This window comes from Pantoea sp. USHLN298, assembly GCF_037149395.1.
Taxonomy (GTDB): domain Bacteria; phylum Pseudomonadota; class Gammaproteobacteria; order Enterobacterales; family Enterobacteriaceae; genus Pantoea; species Pantoea astica.
Genome location: NZ_JBBCRO010000005.1, coordinates 83,037 through 105,337 on the forward strand (window position 1 = coordinate 83,037; position 22,301 = coordinate 105,337).

Here is a 22,301-nt window from a genome sequence, read left to right on the forward strand (position 1 = left end):
TCAGAGCATCAGTTGGTAGCCGGACTGCCTTCCTCAATCAGTTTCGACACATCAGACACGGTGAATGAACCCGGTTTCTGACGTGGCGGAAACTCTTTGAAGCTCTGCAGCATTTCAGCAGCGTATTTTTGCGCACCGCCCAGCAGGAACAGACGATCGTAGAACCAGTGGTTGTAATCCATGCCATCGGTACCTTTTTCCAGCGGATCAATTTTCAGGTCAAAGATCAACGGTACACGCAGTTTCACGAATGGATATTTCCACACATCCATGCCTGAACGTTCCTGAATCATAAAGTGTGCTTTCCAGCGCCCGTAACGCATCGCCAGCAGATCGCCGTCATCACTCCAGTAGAAGAACTCTTTGCGCGGATCTTCCTGAGTTTTACCGGTAATGAAATCAAGCTGGTTATAGCCATCAAGATGCACTTTGTAGGTCATGGCACTGGTTTTATAGCCTTTCAGTAACTGCTGCTTGATGTCCGGCACGCCCGCTGCGGCCACCAGGGTCGGGAACCAGTCATTACTGCCGAAGATGTCGTTGATCAGGGTTCCGGGCTTGATATGTCCTGGCCATTTCACCATCGCCGGTACGCGGAAACCGCCTTCCCAGCCGGTATTTTTCTCACCGCGGAACGGGGTGATGCCGGCATCGGGCCAGGTCGCCGTCATCGGGCCGTTATCCGTGGTGTAAACCACAATGGTGTTGTCTTCTATGCCGAGATCTTTAATTTTTTTCAGCACTTCACCGATTATTTTGTCATGTTCCACCATGCCGTCTGCATAGTCACCCAATCCGGTTACGCCTTTATCGGCCGGTTTGATGTGAGTCTTGTTATGCATACGCGTGGTGTTATACCAGGTGAAAAACGGCTTATTCGCCTTAACCTGTCTTTCCATAAAGTCATTGTTTGCCGCCAGTGTTTCCTCATCCACCGTTTCCATACGTTTGACATTCAGCGGGCCGGTATCCTCAATTTTCCCGTCGGCAGAAGACTTGATGACGCCACGCGGGCCAAACTGTTTTTTATATTCCGGGTCTTTCGGATAATCCGGGTTCTCTGGTTCTTCTTCCGCGTTCAGATGGTAAAGATTCCCCATAAATTCATCGAACCCATGCGCGGTAGGAAGAAACTCGTTGCGATCGCCAAGGTGGTTCTTCCCGAACTGGCCGGTTGCATAACCCAGCTGCTTGAGAATACTGGCAATGGTGGGATCTTCTTTCTGCAACCCTTGTGGCGCGCCAGGCATACCGACTTTACTCATCCCGGTGCGGAAGGGCATCTGGCCAGTGATAAACGATGAGCGGCCAGCCGTGGAACTCTGTTCAGCATAATAAGAGGTAAATTTGGCGCCTTCAGCCGCAATGCTGTCGATATTGGGCGTTTGATATCCCAGCATGCCCTGGTTGTAGGTACTGAGATTCCAGTAACCAATATCATCACCGAAGATAACCACGATATTGGGTTTCTGATTGTTTTGCTCCGGCGCCGTCGGGCTATTACTTGCCGGGGCTGCATAAGCGCTGGTTGCACAACAAGCAACAGACAACATTGAGGCGAGCAGCGATTTGCAAAATGGCACTTTTGACATTTCTGTGCTCCAGATAAGTGGGCTCTCATTGGAAAGGCATAGATTTCGCCCGTCCGTACAGATCGTAAAAATGATGTATTGTCCGGATGCCTCCTTGTTATGCCGGGTCAGAATGTCCGGCTGTAATTGATGCCAAAGAAATAGAGTGCTGGATTGTCATATCCCCCTTTAATTAGCGGCGATGAAACCTGTGACGAGTCAATATGGGCGTATTCAAAGGCGGCGCCGATACTGCTGGCAGGATCGAGCTGGTAACGTGCGCCCAGGCCCCAGCGCCAGGTATCGCCGGAAGGCATGGTCAGGGAGGTATCCTGCTGATTGCGGTAGAAGCTGCTGTCGAAGGCAACGCCGGTATTCAGCGTCCAGTCAGAAGTGAGTCTGAATTGAGTGCCGAGTGCGAGGTGCCAGGTATCACGCAGGCGTCCATTGCCGCCCACCTGGTTACCCGCCACGCTGATTTCACTGTTGCTGTAATCGCTCCAGTCCTGCCATCCTGCATCACCCATTACTGCCCAGCGATCGTTCAGCTGATGAAACAGGCTCAGCATCATCTGCTGAGGCGTATTGACGGTGGCCGCGATCGGTAGTGTCCAGGATGGGGCGTTATTAAGCTGGTCTAACCGGACGGTGGTGTTAACGTTGAAATGATAATTTGTCCGGCTGGTATAGGTTAATCCGGCCCGCGTTTGCGGCGTAAACTGCCACAGCGCACCGATCTTCCCGTTGAGAGCCCAGTCGTGATCGGAGAGTTCGTCGCCACGGGCGCGCTTGATTTTTAGCAGGCCATAATTGATTCCGACACCGGCCCCGAGTGAAAAGGCATCGTTGAGTTGCCAGGCCAGCGCAGGCATCAGGGTTACTGCCAGTAGCGTACTGTCTTTGATCAAATTTTCGCCGGACCAGTCACCAAAATGCAGACCCAGCCCGTAGTTGCCGTAAAAACCTACGCCGGCACTGAGGGTCGGCGATAGCCGCTGGGTGTAGAAAGCGCTACCACCGGGAAACCAGCCAATGACATTGCCGGGGCTTTTACCATTGAGAAGAGCATCATCGTCCAGATGATAAGGGGCGTCGCCATACAGGGCCTGCGCACCCATTGTCAGCATTTTATCAGGCAGCATTGTCATGCCCGCAGGATTGGTAAACAGGGTGGAGGCATCCTGGGCGCGTGCCGCCTGACCTGCACCGGCCAGGCCTATATCATCAGTACCAATTTCATAAAGATAGAGTCCGCTTGCGCATGCTGACGAAACATTAAATAAAACGGCCAGGGCTATTATTTTGCGCATGAGTTTTCTCTTAAACAGGGTTAAGGACAGGTGAACACAGGCGTCATAAAATATTTCAGTGATCTATTGATCGCTGACATTTAAACGGCAAGTGGTCCTGTAAAAAATTCAATTAATCTCTGGCAGCAAAACAAAAAGACCCGGAAGGGGAAGGGCCTGGAAACTTTCAGATTCCAACATAGCCCAATGGCATAACGATTTTTATTAACACTTTGATGAATAAAGTAACTATTTTTTTTGAGTTATCAACCTAAAACTAACTGACCAGTGCAGCCAGTAACCATTTTTTTGATCCGATGCAAATTATCTCCATCTGGTTGTTTTCATTTAACTGAATATCACTATCTATCTGTATCTACTTGATTTTTTGTTAGAATGTGAAATCGCTGAAGCTGGAAATTTCCTAAAAAAACTTTCATATCAATACGTTAAGATATTTTGACGTGCGTTGGATTTTAGGATTTTCGCCATCATTGCGATGGATTCTCCATTAGTGAGACGCTTTAAGCAGGCTTGAGCCGTTTAATGACCTACACCTGAGGGATGTAAAGCAAAATAAATAAGGCAGTGCCAGCATTGAAAATAATTAATTTGCTTTTTCACACTATGCCGACTAATAAAGAGCGTCGCGATATTCCCTCCGCCCGAAGCCTGTATCACTGCCGACGCCATGAAAGACAGTAGTTAACTTCTGACCGCTTAATGAGCATGACAGGAGCATGGGCCAGACCTGCTTCTCAGCATTTGCACGCAAAATTGCAACTCTGGTTATTTCTCTCATCTCTGTACGTCAGCTTCCTTTTGCCAGCGCCCGCAATCATGCTGAAAAGGTGATGAGATTCCGGGATGGTGCCGCTGGCCCGTCAGGTCGTCAGCGGTAAACTGACCGCGTTAAGTGCGGGCGCGGACATCGTGCGTCGGGAAATCCTCGGCAAGTCATCCCCATCTGAACAGGCTCAGTCCGGACCGTTTAATCCGGCCGGTTTTCGGCGATCTTCCGGCCTGAGCTCAAGCGAAGCTGCGCCATTTTCAGCGGCGGTTAAACGGGTCTTCTGCAAAACGGATTGATTTCACCAGCCGCCGCTTCAATCCCTGCTCACCATCGTCGTTATCGTAATCACTCAGCATGCAGAGATCGGAACACCGCATTTTGCTATCACTTACTTCAGCTTTTCCGTCCATTCTGTACAAAAATCCAGATAGGCTCGCACCAGGGTTGACGGATGTTTATGGCGGGCATAGACCAGATGCAGCGGGAGGCTTTGCGTGGCTATCCCCGGTAACAGCTCTATCAGTTCACCGCTTTCCAGCCAGGGCCGCACGGAAATGTTCAGCAGCTTTGCGACACCCATTCCCTGCAGCGCATAATGCAGTAATCCCTGTACATTATTGGTGGTAAAGAAGGGCGCGTATTTTACTTTTTCCGATCCCGCGTTCCATTCAAAAAAACCACGATTCAGCGTTTCCCACGCGGCAATCGGAAGCCGGACCATTTCTTCCAGCGTCTCAGGCGTACCGTGACGCGCCAGCAACGCTGGGCTGGCGACAAACACCGTTTCCATATTCATGACGGGTTTAGCGATCACCTCATCAGTTTTTAAATCGCCCATTCTCAGCGCCACATCGATGCCATCCTCGAACAAATCAACCACCCTTTCGCTGGAATGACAGAACAGGGTGATATCAGGATAACGTTGCTGAAATGCGATCAGTAAATCCCACCAAAGCGAGAACTCAGGCGGAACAGAGAGGCGCAATTTGCCCTGTAGCGTGTGGGCAGAGGTGACAGACTTTTGCGCATCCTCCAGCAGTTCGACGCCCAGACGGGCCTGCTCGAAAAATTGCTGTCCCCGATGGGTGGGTTTAACCCCTTGTCGTGAGCGTTCCAGCAACTGGACATTCAGGGCCTGCTCAAGCTCATTAATTTTCCGGCTTAACGTGGAGATCGGTATCCCCATCCTGTCGCTGGCGGCAGAAAAGCTGCCGGCATTTACCACGGCAATGAACAATTTCGTTGCGTTGAAATCCATTGTTCTTTCCATATATGGGCATCAGGTTTCTATTTTTGGCGATTCCATTCCATTATGTAAAGCGTAACATTTTGCCTGTGTAATTTTTCTGCAGGAGCAAAAATGAATAACCGTGTCACTCAAATCCTGAATATTCGCTTTCCCCTTATTCAGGCACCGTTGTATTTCCTGACCAATGCGGAACTGGTTGCTGCGGTTTCCAATGCTGGCGGGCTGGGTACGCTCGGGCCACACGCCGGACAGGAAACCCTGCCGGGCTCGCGTTATGTGGCACTGGATCGCATGCGGGAAGAGATCAGAAAAGTTAAAAAGCTGACCAGCAAACCCTTTGCCACTACCGTGCTCAACGGCCCGGATATGGGGTTCTGGCGGCCCACCGCAGAAATGCTGGTTGAAGAAGGCGTGGAAGTGGTGCTGATTAATGAGCTGCTGGAAGCTGAAATTTTTGATTTCTTAAAAAGCCACGGCATTAAAATTCTTTATCGCGCGCTGACGCCCACGGTTGCAAATTCAAAAGAGGCCGAGCGATTAGGAGCGGACATCATCATCGCCACCGGCTTTGACGAAGGGGGCACCGTGCCGAGCCGGGTAATCGGGACCTTCAGCATCGTTCCGATGATCGCGGATAGCGTCAACGTTCCGGTCATCGCGGCGGGCGGTATTGGCGATGTCCGCGGCGTGCGTGCTGCACTGGCTCTTGGCGCGGAGGGTGTTTATGCGGGTAGCCTGTTTTTGACGGCGGAAGAGAATCCCGCTGCTGACAAGGTCAAACGCCTGATTGTCGACTCCACGGCGGAGGATTTGCTGCTGTTCCGCACGCTGCCAGCTTATTACCGTACCTTACCGACCGATCTGAGTCCTGCGCTGGCGGAACTGGACGCGCAGGGCACCGATCGTGAAGCCATGTTTAAGGCGATGAACGGTTACCACTCACTGTGGCAGGCCATGAGGCTTGGCAATTTTGACCAGGGCATCGTCTCCACCGGTACCGGTATTTCCGTGATCAAATCCATTCGTCCGGCGGCAGAGATTGTTTCTGACCTTATGCAGGATTTTAAACAGTCACAGCATTAAGGCTGCCGTTAACGCGAGCAGGCGACGTCTGGGAGGATGAGGCGGCGGAGGGGGAAGCGGATGAGGTCCGCGGTCAGCGTTGAGGCGGGCTGATAAACCGCGATTAATGCATTCAGCGCTACCCTGCGTCGCTAACTTTGCTGTGCCTGCCACCCGTCAGGACCGAGAGGATAAAAGGCAGAACTATTGCCTTTGGCACCACTCTTCACGGGTTATTTCCCACAGCTGATAATCAAGCAGACCTGCAACATACTCTTTTTTGCCAGTCTTAATGAGCCGCATCCCGGAATGACGTGAGATCATGACGGAACCTTCGTTTATTGCTGCTTTCGGCACTCTCATCACCTCCCGGCCCAGCGTCTTGAACCAGAAATCGTTGACGGCCTGACAGGCTTCCGTCATAAAGCCATTCCTCTGCCATTCCGGCACCAGCCAGAAACCGCGGTTATCATTTTCGACATCACGCAACTCGATCAGGCCGATCAGTTCATCAGGATTTTCCCGACGCCGGAGGGTCCAGCTCCATCCCTGTCCCTGCGCGATGGCCGGTAAGGCCACATTGTCGACGTAATGCTGTGCGGCACCTTCAGGATAGGGCCAGGGCACCGCCGCGGTCAGATAGCGCACAATTTCCCACCGCGGGAAAACTGCCTGAATAGCCCCGGCGTCACTACGCTCAAGAGGTTTCAGGATCAGCCGGGTCGTTTCAATCAATGGCGTCATGCTTCCTCCTTCTATTATTAAAAAAGATGCTGAGAGGGCAGTGCTCAGACGATGCAGAGTCAGGCGGAGCCATCTCATCTTCGCTCCGCTGCCGCGAAATGCGGACATAATTTCTGACTTGATGTACCCTGTTTAGCAGACTGGCCTGCTGATATCAAAGGCAGGATTATCACTACATCACAGGTAACATCGGCAATGGTACTGATCCCAAAAAACTATTCGCGGCTGGAAAGCGGCTACCGTGAAAAAGCATTGAAAATCTATCCGTGGGTGTGTGGGCGCTGCTCACGGGAATTTGTCTATTCGAACCTGCGAGAATTAACGGTTCACCATATCGACCACGACCACACCAATAACCCGGAAGATGGCAGCAACTGGGAGTTATTGTGCCTTTATTGTCACGACCATGAGCACTCTAAATACACCGAAGCCGATCTTTACGGTACCCGGGTGGTGGCAGGTGAAGATGCACAGGATGATGTCGGCGCAGCCACTTACAACCCGTTCGCCGATTTAAAGTCGATGCTGACGAAAAAGAAATAACAGCTGTAAGGGCATCGCTGGCGGATAACGGGTGTCAGACCATCGCTCAATTAGGGACCCGTGCTTTATCTCATGCTGCACTTTCGCTGCAGGTTAGTGCTCATCAGTTCCGGTCAATGCGAGGAACTCAATGGCTATCTGCCATGGCACTGCTTGTGAAAAGTATCTGAAAATGTCAGAGGGGATTTGCCAGGGCTGGGGTAATGACGATGATCGATAAGGTATCTTCACGGCTCCAGCGGTCTTATTTCCTGCCAGAACCGTACGAATCCAGGCTTGTTTCAGCAGCAAAAAATATCACGCTAGCCCTGCGCCTGTTTCTTTTGTCCTGTGTCTGCGCCTGAACGGAGAGTTGACGATGACTGAAATTATCCTTTACCACAACCCGGCTTGCGGAACGTCCCGTAACACGCTGGCGCTGATCCGTAACAGCGGCACGGAACCCAGCATAATCCTGTATCTGCAGTCTCCACCCTCGCGGGAAGAGTTGAAAACGCGGATTGCAGAGATGGGCATCAGCGTACGGGCTCTGCTGCGAACCAATACTGAGCCTTACGAGCAGCTGAGGCTGGCGGAAGATCAATTCAGTGATGATGAATTGCTGGACGCGATGCTGGCCCATCCCATCCTCATTAACCGTCCGATCGTGGTGACACCGCTGGGAACCAGACTTTGCCGCCCCTCTGAAGCCGTTTTAGATATTCTGCCCGAGCCACAGCGAGGGACTTTCACTAAAGAAGACGGTGAAACCGTCATCGATGAGCAAGGTAAACGCATCGGTCATTAATAGCGGGATTATCGCTTTACTGTTGAGATCGGTTACCCGGTTAAAAACCACGGCCCAGATGGCGACAAAGAGGCCACCCAGTACACCCTTCGCTGAGGCCAGAATATCACTGGGGCAAATGTATCAGTTACCTGATGACCACTTCAGAACGCGATCAGGCATTATTACCGGTGAAGTTCACGAAAAACAATGTAAAGATAGGTGGCATCGTCCAACCCTCAAAACACCATCCGATTAAAACGATGAGATTTAATTCCAACCGTGATGGACATTTTCTGACGGTTATCGATAACTTCAAGCCGGGATGGTGGTAATGCCTGAAGATGAACTCACTGAAAAGTTGATGTCGCTTTAATCATCAGGTGTATAATAACGGCAGGTGCTTATTTAATTAAGTCAGGCACTTTCTGGGGTTTGGATGGGCTATTTCAGGAGGAGGTAATGAAGCTAAAATATTATTTAATAAATTTGCTCATTGGGCTAATTGGCGTTTTAGCTCTCGGTAAAGGATGGTATGGAAATCCAGCTGATCCAATAAATCAGCGCTGGATGGCATTTGCAATTGTATCATGGTTAGCTTTTCCATTTGCAAAGTTTGCTATTGAGAGTATTGCCTTAAAATTTACTGATGAAAGTTTCTGGCATCGAGGTTTTTTAAAGACGATATAGGTAAAAATGGTCTGGTGGCAATCTATTGGGCCTTCTGTTTTTTCTTTGCAATACCCCTTTCCCTGGTGTCAATTCCGTTTCTTTGAAAAGGCTGAACATTGTTCAGCCTTTTGTGCTTACTTTGGGCTGTTAAATACCTAAACGCCCATTGATTGTTTCCATAAGTTGCTCATTCACCAGCGCCGCTACTAACGCCATTATCAAGGCAAAACCTATGATGCCTAATGGCAAACCAAATATAGCGGAGAAAGCGAATGCAGTAACAGCACTGGCAACTTTCCCGGCAGTGAGCGCTTCGATTTTGACTAATGCAGGGCGCCAGTTATCACTCTCGAACCCTCTTTTAACCTCCTGAAAAACACCATATGCCTCTGTTGCTTTGCCATAATACCTAAAAGCCTTGCTCATTTTAGATAGCTGAGACGCCATTCGAGCCATATCTACTGAATTCAGAGCATTAATGATTGCAGCCCTGTATGCTGCGCTGAATTTCGCGCCTGAATATGAGCGGTATCGATCATAAGCCGCAAGAGCCTGGTCAACATTGCGGATGGTTTTGCCCTTAGCCTGTTCTGCAAGCTCCAGAGCAAGAGCAGCTGCCTGTTGCCCATATTTTCCAGTAAGCTCGCTGTAGAAATCAGCTGCCAGCTTAATGCCGTCTTGCAGATCTACGGCTTCTTGCGCTTTTTGCTGGCGTGAATAATTTATTGATGCCAGCTCTCGTTGCGCGTTAAGAGTGTCTTGCTTTGCTTTATAAATGCGATTTCCACTCTGAGTGCTATGCGCTAAATTATAATTCTTGCGGATAGTCTCCCTCAGTTGTGCAATTCGAGCTTCAGACTGGTCACCTGTGTAACCAGGCCCTGGTCTCTGCAATGGTGCATCCTTACGCATGCCACCGTTATTTACTGAATCAGCGATCAAATCATCGGCTGGCCTAAATCTGTTCATCGACAAATATCGCCCACAACTCCTCTACCGCCCGCGACATCCTGGCCGCTGGCCGGAACAGCCGGATATCAATCGGCAACCAGAGAGCGCTCTCTTTCTCCGCCGCAACGGCGAGATTGCCGGCATCCACATCCGGTGCTGCCAGCGTTTCCGGCAGCCAGGCGATGCCATCTCCCGCCCGGACCATCGCCAGTAATGTCGCGGCAAGATCGGCGGTAAACGCGATATCCATGCCTCGTCTGGCCCGGTTTACCTGTGAGGTATTGGACAGGATCCGGCCAAGGCCGGACTCCGCCGAGTAGGTCAGGAACGGATACTTTTTCCCGCCCGAAGCCTGCCAGAGCGGCTGCCGGGTGAGGGGATCGCATTTTGAATAGGGGAGCAGGGTTTCCCGTCCCAGCCGGACGCTCAGGTATTTCGACTGATCGAGGTTGATGTGCATATGAGGATGGTAATAGCAGAGCAGAAACTGCGCGTCTCCTTTTTCTATCATCCGCTCACAGGCGCTCAGCGTGTCAGATAACAGGCGAAAGGAGCCGAAGCGGGCAATCTTCTCATTGTTACGCATCAGCGCCGGAAAAAATGAAAATGACAGGGAGTGCGTCGCGGAAAAAACCACGTCCGGTCGGGTTTCACCTGCCGCCTCAATGGTTTCGCTTCTCAGGGTATAAAGCGCGCGAATCAGTTCCGGGATCTGCGTGACGAAAATCTCGCCAGCACGCGTCAGGCTGACGCCACGCCGGTTTCTCTCAAAAATCGGCGTGCCAAGCCACTCTTCCAGCGAAGCAATCCTGCGGCTGAATGCTGGCTGCGTCACATATCGTGAAGCGGCCGCGCGGGAGAAATTCAGCGTCTGCGCCAGTGCAACGCAGTCTTCAAGCCAGGTTAACTCAAGATGATGCCGATTTTGCATTACAGCCTGCCTCTTTGGCATTAGAACGAAAGCCCGTTACTGCTTAGGATGAGTTCAGACAAGACACTGACGTCCCTGAACGTGACGCTGATGCATTATGCCAATAAACAACCGGCATGAGCCAGCATTGACTGCAGGTCGTCGTGCGTAATGATCGTTGACGAAAATTGCCGGAGAAAATATGCGTATTCTGGATGTAGTAGAAATCACCCAACCCATTGCCTCACCGATTCGTAATGCCTATATCGACTTCAGCAAAATGACGGCCAGCCTGGTTGCCGTGGTGACTGATGTCGAAGTCGACGGCCGTCGCATAGTGGGATATGGCTTTAACTCTAATGGCCGTTACGGTCAGGGTGGCCTGATCCGTGAGCGCTTCCGCAATCGTATTCTGGAAGCGGAGCAGGAAAGCCTGCTGAATGCCAAAGGCGACAACCTGGACCCGCATAAAATCTGGGACGTCATGATGAGCAACGAGAAGCCGGGCGGTCATGGCGAGCGTTCCGTCGCCGTGGGCACACTGGACATGGCGATCTGGGATGCCACGGCAAAAATCGCCAACAAGCCGTTGTTTCGCCTGCTGGCAGAAATGAAAGGGGTGGAAGCCAACCCGCGCGTATTTGTCTATGCGGCTGGCGGTTACTATTATCCCGGCAAGGATATGAGCGCCCTGCGGCAGGAGATGCGCGGCTACCTGAATCGCGGCTATAACGTGGTAAAAATGAAGATCGGCGGTGCCTCGCTGGACGAAGATCGCCGTCGTATTGAAGCGGTGCTGGACGAAATCGGCAGCGAAGCGCGTCTCGCGGTGGATGCCAATGGTCGTTTCGATCTGGAAACCGCCATCGCCTACGCCAGAATGCTGCGGGAATATCCGCTCTTCTGGTATGAAGAAGCGGGCGATCCGCTGGATTATGCTCTGCAGGCGTCGCTGTCAGAATTTTATCCAGGCCCGATGGCGACCGGTGAAAACCTGTTCTCTCATCAGGATGCGCGTAACCTGCTGCGCTACGGCGGTATGCGGCCGGATCGCGATTATCTGCAGTTTGACTGTGCGCTCTCTTATGGCCTGGTCGAATATCTGCGCACTCTGGACGTGCTGCAACAGTTTGGCTGGTCACCCTCACGCTGTATCCCACACGGCGGTCATCAGATGTCGCTGAACATCGCTGCGGGTCTTGGCCTGGGCGGTAATGAAAGCTATCCGGATCTGTTCCAGCCCTACGGCGGCTTCCCGGACTCGGTGAAGGTGGAAGAGGGGCACATTATTATGCCTGAACTGCCGGGTATCGGGTTTGAAGGTAAATCGGATCTGATTAAAGAGATGCGGGCGCTGGCTGAATAAGTCCCGATATCGCTGTGGTGATGCCGGATACGCCCCTTTATTCTGAAAGGGGCGTTGCGTAAATAAGCGATATATTCCGGCGGGTATGACATTCTCCTGAATCGCTTTCTTTACCAGAACAAACATTATCTTGCTGCGATCGTGACGAGTATTTGCTGTGCGCTGTTTATTCTCGGCCGGGAATTATCGACACGGAAAAGAATAAATTACGTTCTATTTATAATTAACTGAATATAAATCGCTTTTATTACTATCTGGCGGGCGATTCAGGCGACATCGACCGGCCTGGGTTGCATAACCCGCCATAAAATAATCATACAAAAAATAAACTTGCTGTTATTTAAAAAGGATAACAAATCACCTTTTCCTCTCCCCTACATCTGCTCCAGACGAGGACATTAACATGAGTGATAATGCTTTTAAGGATAATGCACTTATCGGAAAGAAACGCTGGACAATAATATTACCCGCCGTATTTATCATGTACACCATATCGTTTTTTGACCGTGTCAATATCGGCATGGCGCTGCCGCATATTACCGCTGAAATGGGGCTGAGCGCCGTTGAAGCGGGCTGGCTGGGCGGTGCTTTTGCGTGGGGCTATGTGGCGACGCAGTTTACTGCCGGCTGGCTGGCGCTGCGCTTTGGCTCGCGACGCGTCATCGGTATCAGCCTGTTCCTTTTTGGTGCCTGTGCCATGCTGACCGGGCTGACGCGTAACTTCAGTGAACTGGTGGCGATTCGCTTTTTGCTGGGCGTGACGGAAGGCCCTATTCAGGCAGCAACGGCGATGTTCCTGGCTCAGTGGTTTATCAAGCGGGAACGTGGACGTGCTTTTGGTATCTGGAACCTTAGTCTGGGCGCGGGCGCCTTTCTGGCCGGTCCGATTTCCGGCTGGATCCTGGCACACCATAACTGGCGCGTAATGATGATTATTGAAGGCGTGCCCGCCTGGCTGTTCTGCCTCATCTGGTTTTATCTGGTGCCTAAAAGTATCCGGGCCGCACGCTGGCTCAGCAGTGAAGATCGGGATCAATTGCAGAAAACGCTGGCGGCGGAGCAGTCAGATTATGTGCAGGAGAAATCTGATCCCTGGTGGACCATCCTGAAAATACCGGCGCTCTGGCTGATGCTGATTGGCTATTCGCTGCACAGTATGCTGGCGTACGGCTTTACGCTCTGGCTGCCCACGGCCCTGAAAGGTTACGGCACGCTGAGTGAATTTATGGTCGGCTTAATCAGTGGCCTGCCGTTCCTGATGACCATGGTTGGCATCTGGTATATCACCCGCCGTTCAGACCGCTATAACCAGGAACGGCGACTGCACGCCGCCATCCCAACCGTATTGTGTGGTATCGCCTTATCAGCCGCGGCGTTTGTTCCGCTCTCTTACTACTGGTTGCAGATTGCGCTGTTCATGTTTGTCGGACTGACCATGAAGATGCTGGTGCCGCTGGTTTACGTGCGGCTGACGGAAATCCTGCCTACCCGCAAAGCGGTGCCTGCGGTGGCGTTTGTCGGAGGATGCAGTAATTTTATCGGCCAGTTTGGCGGGCCGCTGGTCGCCGGATATCTTAAACATCTGGGCGGCGGCAGCGACATGACGCTGGCCTGGGGCGTGATGGGGCTGTTCTCCATCGTCGGCGGGGTACTGTTTGCGCTGGCGGTAGGCCGTGGCGAGAAGGTACGGGATGTCAGACAGGCGTTTCGCCTGACACCACGCCGCGCGCTTTCAGCCAGGGATTAACGCCTAACGGCAGCAAACAGGGCGGAGCTGTCGCAGGCTGCGAAAAAACGAGTGAGCAGTTGTGTTTGATGTCAACCTGAGAGGGTGTTTCAAAGACGTGAAGTGGTTGGGGTGTTGAACGTCCGCTATGAGCGAAAAGCGGACATTGTGCATTAGCGCTAACGGTTCACTCTTTGGAAGTCAGCTCGATTCAGTTCGGATAATTTCTCATAGATAATGATAAGGTTAAGTCTCCCTACAACATCTGGACAGGTGTGAAAGTGAGCATTTCAGCGATACACGAATGGCGTATGAATGATTTTCTGATCAGTACAGACAATGCAAAGTTGAACATACAGGCTGTGCATCAGTATTTGACGAGATCTACATGGGCAAAAGGTATAGATCTGGAAACCGTCACGGCTTCAGTAGCGAACAGCCTTAACTTTGGCATTTATCACAATGATTCTCAGGCAGGATTTGCACGTCTGATAACGGACTATGCTACTTTCGCGTATCTTTGTGATGTGTATGTACTTGAGGAATACCAGGGCGACGGGTTGGGAAGATGGCTTATGGAATGTATTCATAGCCACCCGGTGTTTGAAAAGCTTCGTAGGATCTTGTTATTCACAACAACTGCGCCCTGGCTTTATGAAAAGTTTGGCTATGAACCGGTGAATAAGAAAAACTACGCGTGGGCTATTACCCGGCCTGATATCTATACCAATAGATAAAAGCAAACATAACAAGCATTTCTCAATGCCCGGCCACAGTTCCTTTGAGTGTACAACGTCCGCTTCTGGCACAAAGCTGACTGATATGCAGGCCAGTGTCCGCTTTGAGCGAAAAGCGGACATTTTGGATATAACTCATAGACATTACGAGCAGCACAGCTTTGATAATCATTTAGAAATTGTGACTAAAAGCTGGCGGTTAGTGAGTTTTTCCTAATGATAAATATCATCATCGGGCTTTAACGATAGCCATGACGAAACCATCCCATCCTTTTTCACCAACAGTCTGTACTGCTGTCGCTTCAAGGCGCTCATCCTCAGAAATCATTTCGATAAATTCTCGCAGACCTTTAACGTTCGGATCTTCACTACTGGAGTCGATTACACTGCCACCGCGCACAGTGTTATCTCCTACGATAACAGTGCCTTGTTTCGACAGTTTGATAGCCCATTCAAGGTAGTGGGGGTTATTCACTTTATCGGCATCGATAAAAATCAGGTCAAAGGGAGCATTAAGTGTGGGTAAGACATCAAGTGCCGCTCCTCTATGCAATGTGACACGCTCAGCCAGCCCCGCTTTGTTTATATTCTGGCGAGCAACCTCTGCATGGTGCTCGTTGAATTCAATTGTCGTTACGCTTCCATGTGGTGGGAGAGCCCGGGCCATCCATAAGGTGCTATACCCCCCAAGCGTGCCTATTTCAAGAACACGGACGGCACGCGACATTTGAATGAAAATCGCCAGCATTTTTCCCTGTAAAGCAGAGACATCATGTGTGGGCAATCCCTGTTCTGTGTTATTGGCGAGAGCGTATTTTAAATCTACATCTTCAGGAGCGAGCTTTTCAGAAAACCAGGCATCTACCTGGGCCCACTTATCAGAATCTTGTGAAGGATAATCTGGAATTCGCATATGAAATTTATTCTCCTTAGAAACTCTATGGAAGTTTAATCGTCATTTGTTACATCTGTCGCCTATACCGATCCTGTTTGAAGATTAAAATTAGCAAGGTCCGCTTCTGGCACGAAGCGGACATAAGCATCACGTAACGTCCGCACTGAGCACGAAGCGGACGCTACCCTAAAAATATTTAACATATGCAGTGGTCTTCTTTTCAATGAAATGAGTCTGGTCTTATCAGGCAGGATTGTTGCATTCCTATAACAAAAAATTGTGCAATGTATTGAATGTAAGAAAGTAAATGGTTAGCATCTGCTCTTTCGGACAAAGAAAATGACTGCCTACGATTCACTTCTTGCCTTCTCGCTTGCAGCACTGTTACTTACCCTCACTCCTGGCCTTGATACTGCACTCATCCTTCGCACTGCCTGCGCCGAAGGTGGGAAAAAAGCTTTTCAGGCCGCGCTTGGTATCGATACCGGCTGTTTCATCTGGGGGGCGCTTGTCGCACTCGGGCTTGGGGCTCTGCTGGCAGTTTCTGAGCTGGCTTACACAGTACTGAAAATTTGTGGTGCTGCGTACCTGAGCTGGCTGGGCTTTCAACTGCTGCTACGCCCGCGAGAGTCTTTCAGCTACAGCAATGGCAGTATTGCTGCTCAGGGAAACTGGTTTATCAGAGGAATGCTTGGGAATGTGCTGAACCCCAAAATGGGCATTTTCTATGTCTCTTTTTTGCCTCAGTTTATACCTGCCGGACACTCTCCTTATATATGGACGTTTATTCTTGTCAGCATCCACGTTGCAATCGGGACTATGTGGTCAGTCACACTCATTTTAACCACACAATTTGCTTCAGCCATCCTGAAGAAAAATAGCGTTGTCAAAGCTATGGACAGAGCGACAGGAGGCTTGTTTTTATGCTTCGCGGCTAAACTTGCTCTCAGTTCCCGGTAACCTGATCGTCTCTTGCAAAGCTGAGCCGTCCGCTTTTGGCACGAAGCGGACCATGTATTCGTTCAGACTGAACAGTGTTACATATCGTCTGATTCATCCAGAGTCGTAAATTATCTTTTTAGCTGTATATCCAATCCTTTTGGTTCCTGAATGTGCTCACCCGCGGGCTTGTTAATCCCTGGATATCAATCGTGCTGCAGGATCAGTAAAAACAGAGGATAAGTTTAGACCCATCCCCGTTCAGCTTTAAACATACAAGGATGCAGCAACTGCCGAGCCGGAGCCGCGCCAGTCACCGAGGCGATCTGCCGTGCTTCACCCTAAGCATCAGCCCCGATTGACCGGCAGCCACCTCTAGTACAAGGTGTTTTTCAATCGTTCCGGCAGGGCTTGATCATAGGCTTCGCCATCGATTTCAGCGGCGGATAGCTGGCTCAGGATCGTGCCGGTGCTCGGCAGGCTCTGACGCGAAATCTGCACCGCAGGGTCCCACAATTTTGAGCGGATAATGGCGCGACTGCACTGGAAAAAGACGCTTTCAACGGTAATGCGCAGCACGGTTTTTGGCGATTGCTGATTGATGGAAAACCGTTCAATCAGCGCGGGATCGGTGCTGATTTGCGCGCTGCCGTTGACCCGCAAGGTCTCGCCAATACCGGGAATCAGAAACAGCAGTGCAACCCGGTTGTCATGCAGAATGTTGCGCAGGCTATCGATGCGGTTATTGCCACGCCGGTCAGGCAGCAGCAGCGTGCGGTCATCTTCAATCGCGATGAAACCCGCCGGATCGCCTCTGGGCGACACGTCCAGCCCGTCCGGACCGGACGTCGCCAGCGCCACAAACGACGCCGCCGCGATAAAGGGTCGGTAGGCCGGATGAATATGATCGGTGACTTTCATCAGGGAAGGTCTGGCAACCGCACCATAAATCCGTTCAAGTTCGGCTACTTCGGTAATTACTGTGGTCGCATCAGCCATCTATTCCACCTCCGTTGCACTCTTATGTACGCGCGGCCCAGGCTACAGATTACGGCGAGCCACATCTCTGCGCTATAAACAACAGGGATTAACCGGCCGATTGCGAAAGAGTGTAAGTAACCATGAGCGAAGCCTTTTATAAAAAGGCCGTCTTGATATAAAAACAGCAAAGCGTGTCAGTTGTTCGCAGAACCAGAATAAAAAACAAAATCAGAGGGGATGCTAAATGGTAAAAAAAACCACACCAGAGCAGCGGCGTGAATTAGGGGCATTTTTAATCAGCCGGCGGGCAAGGCTAGACCCACAGGCATTTGGTCTGCCGAAAGGGACCCGACGCACGCCAGGCCTGCGCCGGGAAGAGGTCGCTATTCTGGCCGGGGTCAGCGTCAGCTGGTATACCTGGCTCGAACAGGGGAGAGAAATCAAGCCTTCTGCCGATGCGCTGCAGCGGATTGCCAAAGTCTTAAAACTCAACCGCATCGAATCATCCCATCTTTTTGCGCTTTCGCCCCGCGAAGAACCGGTGGCGCGACAGGCTGATACCGGCGTCAGTGAAGGGCTTGAAAGGCTGGTCAGAGCCATCGATCCGATACCGGCCTACGTTCGCAATACCCGACTCGATATCCTCGCCTGGAATGATGCGATTGCCGATCTGTTTATCGATTATGGTTCGCTGAAGCCGCACGAACGTAATACGCTGCGGCTGCTTTTTCTCTATCAGCCCTACCGGACGCTGATCCTTGACTGGGAACAGATGTCGCGCGGCATGATTTCCGTTTTTCGCGCCTCAAGAGCCCACGCACAAAATAAAGCCCCGTTTGATGCGCTGATCAAAGAGCTCTCTGAAAACTCAGCGGAGTTTCACGAATGGTGGCAGGACACCGAAGTGATGGGCATGAGCGAAGGCAGTAAGCGGCTGATGCATCCGACCTCCGGACACATCGAATTTACCTACGTCGCCTTAACACCGGAAGGCAGACCCGACCTCTCACTGGTGACCTATATCCCCCGACACGTTGCCAGTGACTCGCAGTAATAGGATAACAAGACGCCTTCCTGGGCTGATTTGAGATGCCTAAGATGGATTCAAGGCAGCACAATCGCGCTGCATTAAATCTCTCAGGAGGCAGTGAACATGACATCTCAATCAGCCACACCCGATACATCTTCAGCCACATTGGCAGTATCCCGTAATCCCGCGACCGACGAGTTGATAACCAGCTACGCCGGACAGACGGCAGCGCAGATTGAAAGCCTGCTGGAGCAAAACTCTGCGGCTTTCCGCATCTGGCGTGCCACACCGATGCGTGAGCGTGTCGCTGCTTACCGTCGTCTCGCCGCGCTGTTACGTGAACGTTCAGACACGCTGGCGGCAATCATCACCGCAGAGATGGGGAAAACCCTGACCGCGGCCCGTGCAGAAGTAGAGAAATGCGCCGTCACCATTGAGTGGATTGCGGAAAATGGCCCGGCGCTGCTGGCTGACGAACCGGTTTCCGTCGAAAACGATGATCGGGTCTATGTTTCCTGGCTGCCAATCGGTTCCGTGCTGGCGGTGATGCCGTGGAACTTTCCGCTGTGGCAGGTTATCCGCGCATCGGGTCCGATTATGCTCTCCGGTAATGGCTTCATCCTGAAACACGCGCCCAACGTCATGGGATCGGCTTATGCGCTGCAGGAGGTTTATGAAAGCGCAGGCTTCCCGGCAGGGCTGTTCACCAATCTGGTTGCCGACAACGAAACGGTTGCACGGGTCATTGAAGATGATCGTGTTGCAGCGGTGACCTTAACCGGCAGTCTGCGGGCCGGTTCTGCGGTTGCGGCTATTGCGGGTCGGGCGCTGAAAAAAAGCCTGCTTGAGCTGGGCGGTTCGGATGCATTTATCGTACTGGCCGATGCCAACATCGATCGGGCGGTGAAGGCGGCGGTTGAGGCACGTTTCCAGAATGCCGGGCAGGTCTGTCTGGCTGCGAAGCGGTTCATTCTGGAAGCACCGATTGCTGATGAGTTTACCCGCAAGTTCGTCAGGGCGGTCAGTGAGCTGAAAGTGGGCGATCCGCGGGACCCGCAGACCCAGGTAGGACCGATGGCCAGAAAAGATCTGCGTGATGAACTGCATGATCAGGTCGAACGCACCCTGGCCGCTGGCGCCACGCTGCTGCTGGGTGGCAGAAAACTGGAAGGGAGCGGCAACTTTTATGCTCCGACGGTGCTGGCTGATGTGGTGCCGGGTATGGCGGCCTTTGATGAGGAAACCTTTGGGCCTGTTGCGGCCATCTCGGTGGCGAAAAATGCTGAACATGCCATTGAACTGGCGAACAACAGTGATTATGGGCTGGGTGGCAATCTCTGGACCGGCGACATCACGCGAGGACAACGGCTGGCTCGCCGTATGGAAACCGGCGGAGTGTTTATTAATGGCTTCTCCGCAACCAACGCCCGCATTCCTGTTGGTGGGGTGAAAAAGAGCGGCTACGGTCGGGAACTCTCCTATTTCGGTCTGCGCGAATTTACCAATGCTCAGGCGGTCTGGGCGAAAGATCCGCTCTGATCGGGCTTTCCTGAAAGGCACGCTGACGCCAACCAACGCCGTATCGGGTCAGGCGCGCCGTGCGAACACACAACGTTAAAAACGGGTTGATGATCATAAGGCCGATAAGACGAAACCGTCACGGCCTGGAGAGGTCGCGCCCTGAAAACAAATCTGGAACGGATAAGGTGAATAAAATGTTTAATAAATCAATGGTCTCTATCGCGTTAGGTCTGGTTATGTCTCTCTATGCTGCTACCTCAGTAGCGGAACCGGTAAAAAATATTGTGCTGGTACACGGTGCGTTTGTTGATGGATCTGGCTGGAATCCGATTGCCAGAATGCTGGGTAAAGCGGGCTATAACGTCTCTATCGTGCAGGAGCCGCAGACCTCACTGGCGGATGACGTCGCCGCGACCCGACGCGTACTGAAAATGCAGACCGGTAAAACACTGCTGGTGGGACACAGTTACGGTGGGATGATCATCAGCGATGCGGGTAACGATCCTTCTGTCGCGGGACTGGTCTACATTGCGGCGATGGAGCCCGATGCAGGCGATTCATTGCTGAGCCTGGCAAAAAAATATCCGCCCGCTGCGCACTCTATCGCCGAAACGGACGATCATTTCCTCTATCTGCAACCCGCCTCTTTCCACGCTGATTTTGCCGCCGATTTACCGGTAAAAGAAACGGACCTGCTGGCGCGCTCTCAGGTGATGCCTGCGGTAGCGGCATTCAGTGCGGCGGCTGGCGCACCGGCATGGAAAACCAAACCAAGCTGGGCGGTCGTTGCCACTGAGGATCGGGCAATCAATCCTGAACTGGAACGCTTTATGGCGAAGCGTGCCAACAGCAAGGTGACCGAATTGAAAGGTAACCACGCTATTTATGCTTCACAACCGAAAAAGATTGCCGCCATTATCGAAGACGCCGCAAAAACGTTATCTCACTAATTGCCGTTATAACCAGCAGAAGCAGGGATCACTCTGCTTCTGCTGGGGCATTTTAGTGCGCCGATACGCCTCTGCTTTACCGCCAAAGCGATCCTCTGTTGAGCGCAGCGGGCATCAATCACCGGCCCGGATTGCCGGCTTTCGCTGATGCCACGGAAATGCGCGCTCCAGCTGACCAGCAAGACTGAACAACAGCCCTTCCTGATTGAAACCGGCCAAAAATTGCATCCCCATCGGCAGGTTATTCACCGGATTGAAACCCAATGGCACCGACATGGCTGGCGTGCCGCAGACATTAGCCAGCGCGGTAAAGGGCGACTGATCGAAGACGTGATGCATCCAGCCGCGTCCATCCAGCTGTTGCTGGTGACGATGATATTCCCCCAGCAGAGCGGGAGAGGCTGGCAAAACCGGCGTCAGTAACAGATCGTATTGCTGATAAAACTGCGCCATTTTCTGCGTGACGCTGTTACGCATCTGCATTGCGGTGATCATATCGGTGGCGGTAAGTTCATGACCCAGTCGCCACAGCGCCAGATTTGTCGGCTCCAGCGTATCGTCATTTACCGGTCTGTTCATCGCTGAGGCCAGCGCATCGATCCATGCCGCGGTATTGGCTGCCCAGAATCGCGCGTTCATCTCAACGAATGCGTCCCAGCTGCCGATCTCCAGCGACACCTCTTCAACCTGATGGCCCAGCGAAATCAGCTGCCCGACAGTCTGTTGCAGCGCCTCAACCACCTGCGGCTCACTGCGTGCGCCATTAAGCGGATGTGCCATCACCCCGATTCTTAGCGGGTTGGGGTCCTGCCCGACACAGGCGCGCAGACTCGGCGCAGCAGAGGCGATAATAAAGGGATCGCCCGCCTGGTTGCCCTGTACCGCATCCAGCAGCGCTGCATTATCGCGCACCGTCCGGCTGATAAAACCCTGCACCGCCAGCCCGGACCAGACTTCATCCACGTCCGGTCCCATGCTGATGCGCCCGCGGCTGGGCTTTAAGCCGAACAGTCCATTCGCTGACGCCGGTACGCGAATCGATCCTCCGCCGTCCGTTGCGTGCGCGGCCGGCACCATACCGGCAGCAACGGCTGCCGCCGAACCGCCGCTTGAGCCGCCAGCACTGAAGGCGGGATTCCACGGATTCGCGGTAGCGCCGTGAAATTGCGATTCGGTCGTGGTGCTGGTAGCGAGTTCAGGCGTCGTGGTGCGGCCGAGTAACATCAGACCGGCGCGCCGCATTCGCTGTGCGAGATGGGAATCGTGAGGGGAGAGGTAGCCTGCCGCCAGCCGGCTACCCAGTTCGTTGCGTTGTCCTTTGACAGCAATGCCCAGATCTTTTACCAGCATCGGGACACCCTGAAATGGCCCTTGCGGCTGGCTCTCTTCCTGTTGCCAGACTTCAATGACGGCATTGATCCTGCCGTTAACCTTGTTGATCGCGTTTACTGCGACCTCTTTAACTTCTGCGGCAGTTATCTCGCCCTGGGCAATCAATCGGGCGAGATCAGTGGCATCACAGGCGATATATTCTGAAATTTTCATAGGATTCCGGTTAGTCAGGCAAGACCAGCAGCAGGCACGCGTGTATACTGGTTAGTATCAA

20 protein-coding genes are annotated in these 22,301 nt (G+C 52.2%); 11 read left to right on the plus strand and 9 right to left on the minus strand.

Going from position 1 to position 22,301, the window contains the following annotated elements; genetic code table 11:
• Positions 1-8 precede the first annotated feature (8 nt).
• The 3 genes from WFK59_RS13940 to WFK59_RS13950 all read right to left on the minus strand — a co-directional run bounded on the left by WFK59_RS13940 (position 9) and on the right by WFK59_RS13950 (position 4,911).
• Positions 9-1,592 (minus strand): arylsulfatase, encoded by a 1,584-nt coding sequence (locus WFK59_RS13940; RefSeq protein ID WP_233988397.1) that lies wholly within the window; start codon positions 1,590-1,592, stop codon positions 9-11.
• 107 nt (positions 1,593-1,699) lie between these two features.
• Positions 1,700-2,881, minus strand: coding sequence for an OmpP1/FadL family transporter (locus WFK59_RS13945; RefSeq protein WP_336756036.1), 1,182 nt, complete (start codon positions 2,879-2,881; stop codon positions 1,700-1,702).
• Positions 2,882-4,041: 1,160 nt separating this feature from the next.
• The gene (locus tag WFK59_RS13950; RefSeq protein ID WP_233988393.1) at positions 4,042-4,911 is read right to left on the minus strand and encodes a LysR family transcriptional regulator; all 870 of its coding nucleotides are present in this window, start codon (positions 4,909-4,911) and stop codon (positions 4,042-4,044) included.
• 102 nt (positions 4,912-5,013) lie between these two features.
• On the opposite strand from WFK59_RS13950, the gene WFK59_RS13955 reads away from it, so the two are divergent.
• A complete protein-coding gene (locus WFK59_RS13955; RefSeq protein ID WP_262287715.1) occupies positions 5,014-5,985 on the plus strand; it encodes an NAD(P)H-dependent flavin oxidoreductase in 972 nt (323 codons plus the stop codon).
• A gap of 183 nt (positions 5,986-6,168) precedes the next feature.
• On the opposite strand, the gene WFK59_RS13960 is transcribed toward WFK59_RS13955, so the two are convergent.
• Positions 6,169-6,708 carry a GNAT family N-acetyltransferase gene (locus WFK59_RS13960; protein WP_336756037.1) on the minus strand — a complete coding sequence of 180 codons (540 nt, stop codon included), beginning with the start codon at positions 6,706-6,708 and terminating at the stop codon, positions 6,169-6,171.
• A 195-nt stretch (positions 6,709-6,903) separates the two neighbouring features.
• Here WFK59_RS13960 and yajD point away from each other — a divergent pair, with 195 nt between their 5' ends.
• The 3 genes from yajD to WFK59_RS13975 all read left to right on the plus strand — a co-directional run bounded on the left by yajD (position 6,904) and on the right by WFK59_RS13975 (position 8,707).
• Positions 6,904-7,251 (plus strand): HNH nuclease YajD, encoded by a 348-nt coding sequence (gene yajD / locus WFK59_RS13965; RefSeq protein WP_336756038.1) that lies wholly within the window; start codon positions 6,904-6,906, stop codon positions 7,249-7,251.
• A 358-nt stretch (positions 7,252-7,609) separates the two neighbouring features.
• On the plus strand, positions 7,610-8,038 hold the full coding sequence (arsC, locus tag WFK59_RS13970) for a glutaredoxin-dependent arsenate reductase (protein ID WP_336756039.1): 429 nt from the start codon (positions 7,610-7,612) through the stop codon (positions 8,036-8,038).
• 441 nt (positions 8,039-8,479) lie between these two features.
• Positions 8,480-8,707: a colicin E1 family microcin immunity protein gene (locus tag WFK59_RS13975; RefSeq protein ID WP_336756040.1), complete on the plus strand. Its 228-nt coding sequence runs from the start codon at positions 8,480-8,482 to the stop codon at positions 8,705-8,707.
• 129 nt (positions 8,708-8,836) lie between these two features.
• Here WFK59_RS13975 and WFK59_RS13980 read toward each other — a convergent pair whose 3' ends face one another.
• Together WFK59_RS13980 and WFK59_RS13985 are read right to left on the minus strand one after the other, a co-directional pair.
• Positions 8,837-9,658: a colicin-like pore-forming protein gene (locus WFK59_RS13980; protein WP_336756340.1), complete on the minus strand. Its 822-nt coding sequence runs from the start codon at positions 9,656-9,658 to the stop codon at positions 8,837-8,839.
• Positions 9,645-10,571, minus strand: a complete 927-nt coding sequence (locus WFK59_RS13985) for a LysR family transcriptional regulator (protein ID WP_233988389.1) — start codon at positions 10,569-10,571, stop codon at positions 9,645-9,647. The genes WFK59_RS13980 and WFK59_RS13985 overlap by 14 nt, the downstream gene beginning before the upstream one ends.
• A 181-nt stretch (positions 10,572-10,752) precedes the next feature.
• Here WFK59_RS13985 and WFK59_RS13990 point away from each other — a divergent pair, with 181 nt between their 5' ends.
• From WFK59_RS13990 to WFK59_RS14000, 3 genes are all read left to right on the plus strand, one after another.
• The gene (locus tag WFK59_RS13990) at positions 10,753-11,916 is read left to right on the plus strand and encodes a mandelate racemase/muconate lactonizing enzyme family protein (protein ID WP_233988387.1); all 1,164 of its coding nucleotides are present in this window, start codon (positions 10,753-10,755) and stop codon (positions 11,914-11,916) included.
• A 403-nt stretch (positions 11,917-12,319) separates the two neighbouring features.
• Positions 12,320-13,663, plus strand: a complete 1,344-nt coding sequence (locus WFK59_RS13995; RefSeq protein WP_336756041.1) for an MFS transporter — start codon at positions 12,320-12,322, stop codon at positions 13,661-13,663.
• Positions 13,664-13,953: 290 nt separating this feature from the next.
• Positions 13,954-14,379, plus strand: coding sequence for a GNAT family N-acetyltransferase (locus WFK59_RS14000; protein WP_422394609.1), 426 nt, complete (start codon positions 13,954-13,956; stop codon positions 14,377-14,379).
• Positions 14,380-14,608: 229 nt separating this feature from the next.
• Here the strand turns inward: WFK59_RS14000 and WFK59_RS14005 are convergent, their stop codons facing one another.
• Positions 14,609-15,292: an O-methyltransferase gene (locus WFK59_RS14005; RefSeq protein ID WP_336756042.1), complete on the minus strand. Its 684-nt coding sequence runs from the start codon at positions 15,290-15,292 to the stop codon at positions 14,609-14,611.
• A gap of 321 nt (positions 15,293-15,613) precedes the next feature.
• Between WFK59_RS14005 and WFK59_RS14010 the strand changes: the two genes are divergently transcribed.
• A complete protein-coding gene (locus WFK59_RS14010; RefSeq protein ID WP_336756043.1) occupies positions 15,614-16,234 on the plus strand; it encodes a LysE family translocator in 621 nt (206 codons plus the stop codon).
• Between the two features lie 354 nt (positions 16,235-16,588).
• Here WFK59_RS14010 and WFK59_RS14015 read toward each other — a convergent pair whose 3' ends face one another.
• On the minus strand, positions 16,589-17,212 hold the full coding sequence (locus WFK59_RS14015) for a pyridoxamine 5'-phosphate oxidase family protein (protein ID WP_233988380.1): 624 nt from the start codon (positions 17,210-17,212) through the stop codon (positions 16,589-16,591).
• 226 nt (positions 17,213-17,438) lie between these two features.
• On the opposite strand from WFK59_RS14015, the gene WFK59_RS14020 reads away from it, so the two are divergent.
• From WFK59_RS14020 to WFK59_RS14030, 3 genes are all read left to right on the plus strand, one after another.
• Positions 17,439-18,248, plus strand: a complete 810-nt coding sequence (locus tag WFK59_RS14020) for a helix-turn-helix transcriptional regulator (RefSeq protein ID WP_233988379.1) — start codon at positions 17,439-17,441, stop codon at positions 18,246-18,248.
• Between the two features lie 99 nt (positions 18,249-18,347).
• On the plus strand, positions 18,348-19,763 hold the full coding sequence (locus WFK59_RS14025; RefSeq protein WP_336756044.1) for an NAD-dependent succinate-semialdehyde dehydrogenase: 1,416 nt from the start codon (positions 18,348-18,350) through the stop codon (positions 19,761-19,763).
• Between the two features lie 176 nt (positions 19,764-19,939).
• A complete protein-coding gene (locus WFK59_RS14030; RefSeq protein ID WP_336756045.1) occupies positions 19,940-20,695 on the plus strand; it encodes an alpha/beta hydrolase in 756 nt (251 codons plus the stop codon).
• 114 nt (positions 20,696-20,809) lie between these two features.
• Here the strand turns inward: WFK59_RS14030 and WFK59_RS14035 are convergent, their stop codons facing one another.
• Positions 20,810-22,240: an amidase gene (locus WFK59_RS14035; protein ID WP_336756046.1), complete on the minus strand. Its 1,431-nt coding sequence runs from the start codon at positions 22,238-22,240 to the stop codon at positions 20,810-20,812.
• Positions 22,241-22,301: the final 61 nt, after the last annotated feature.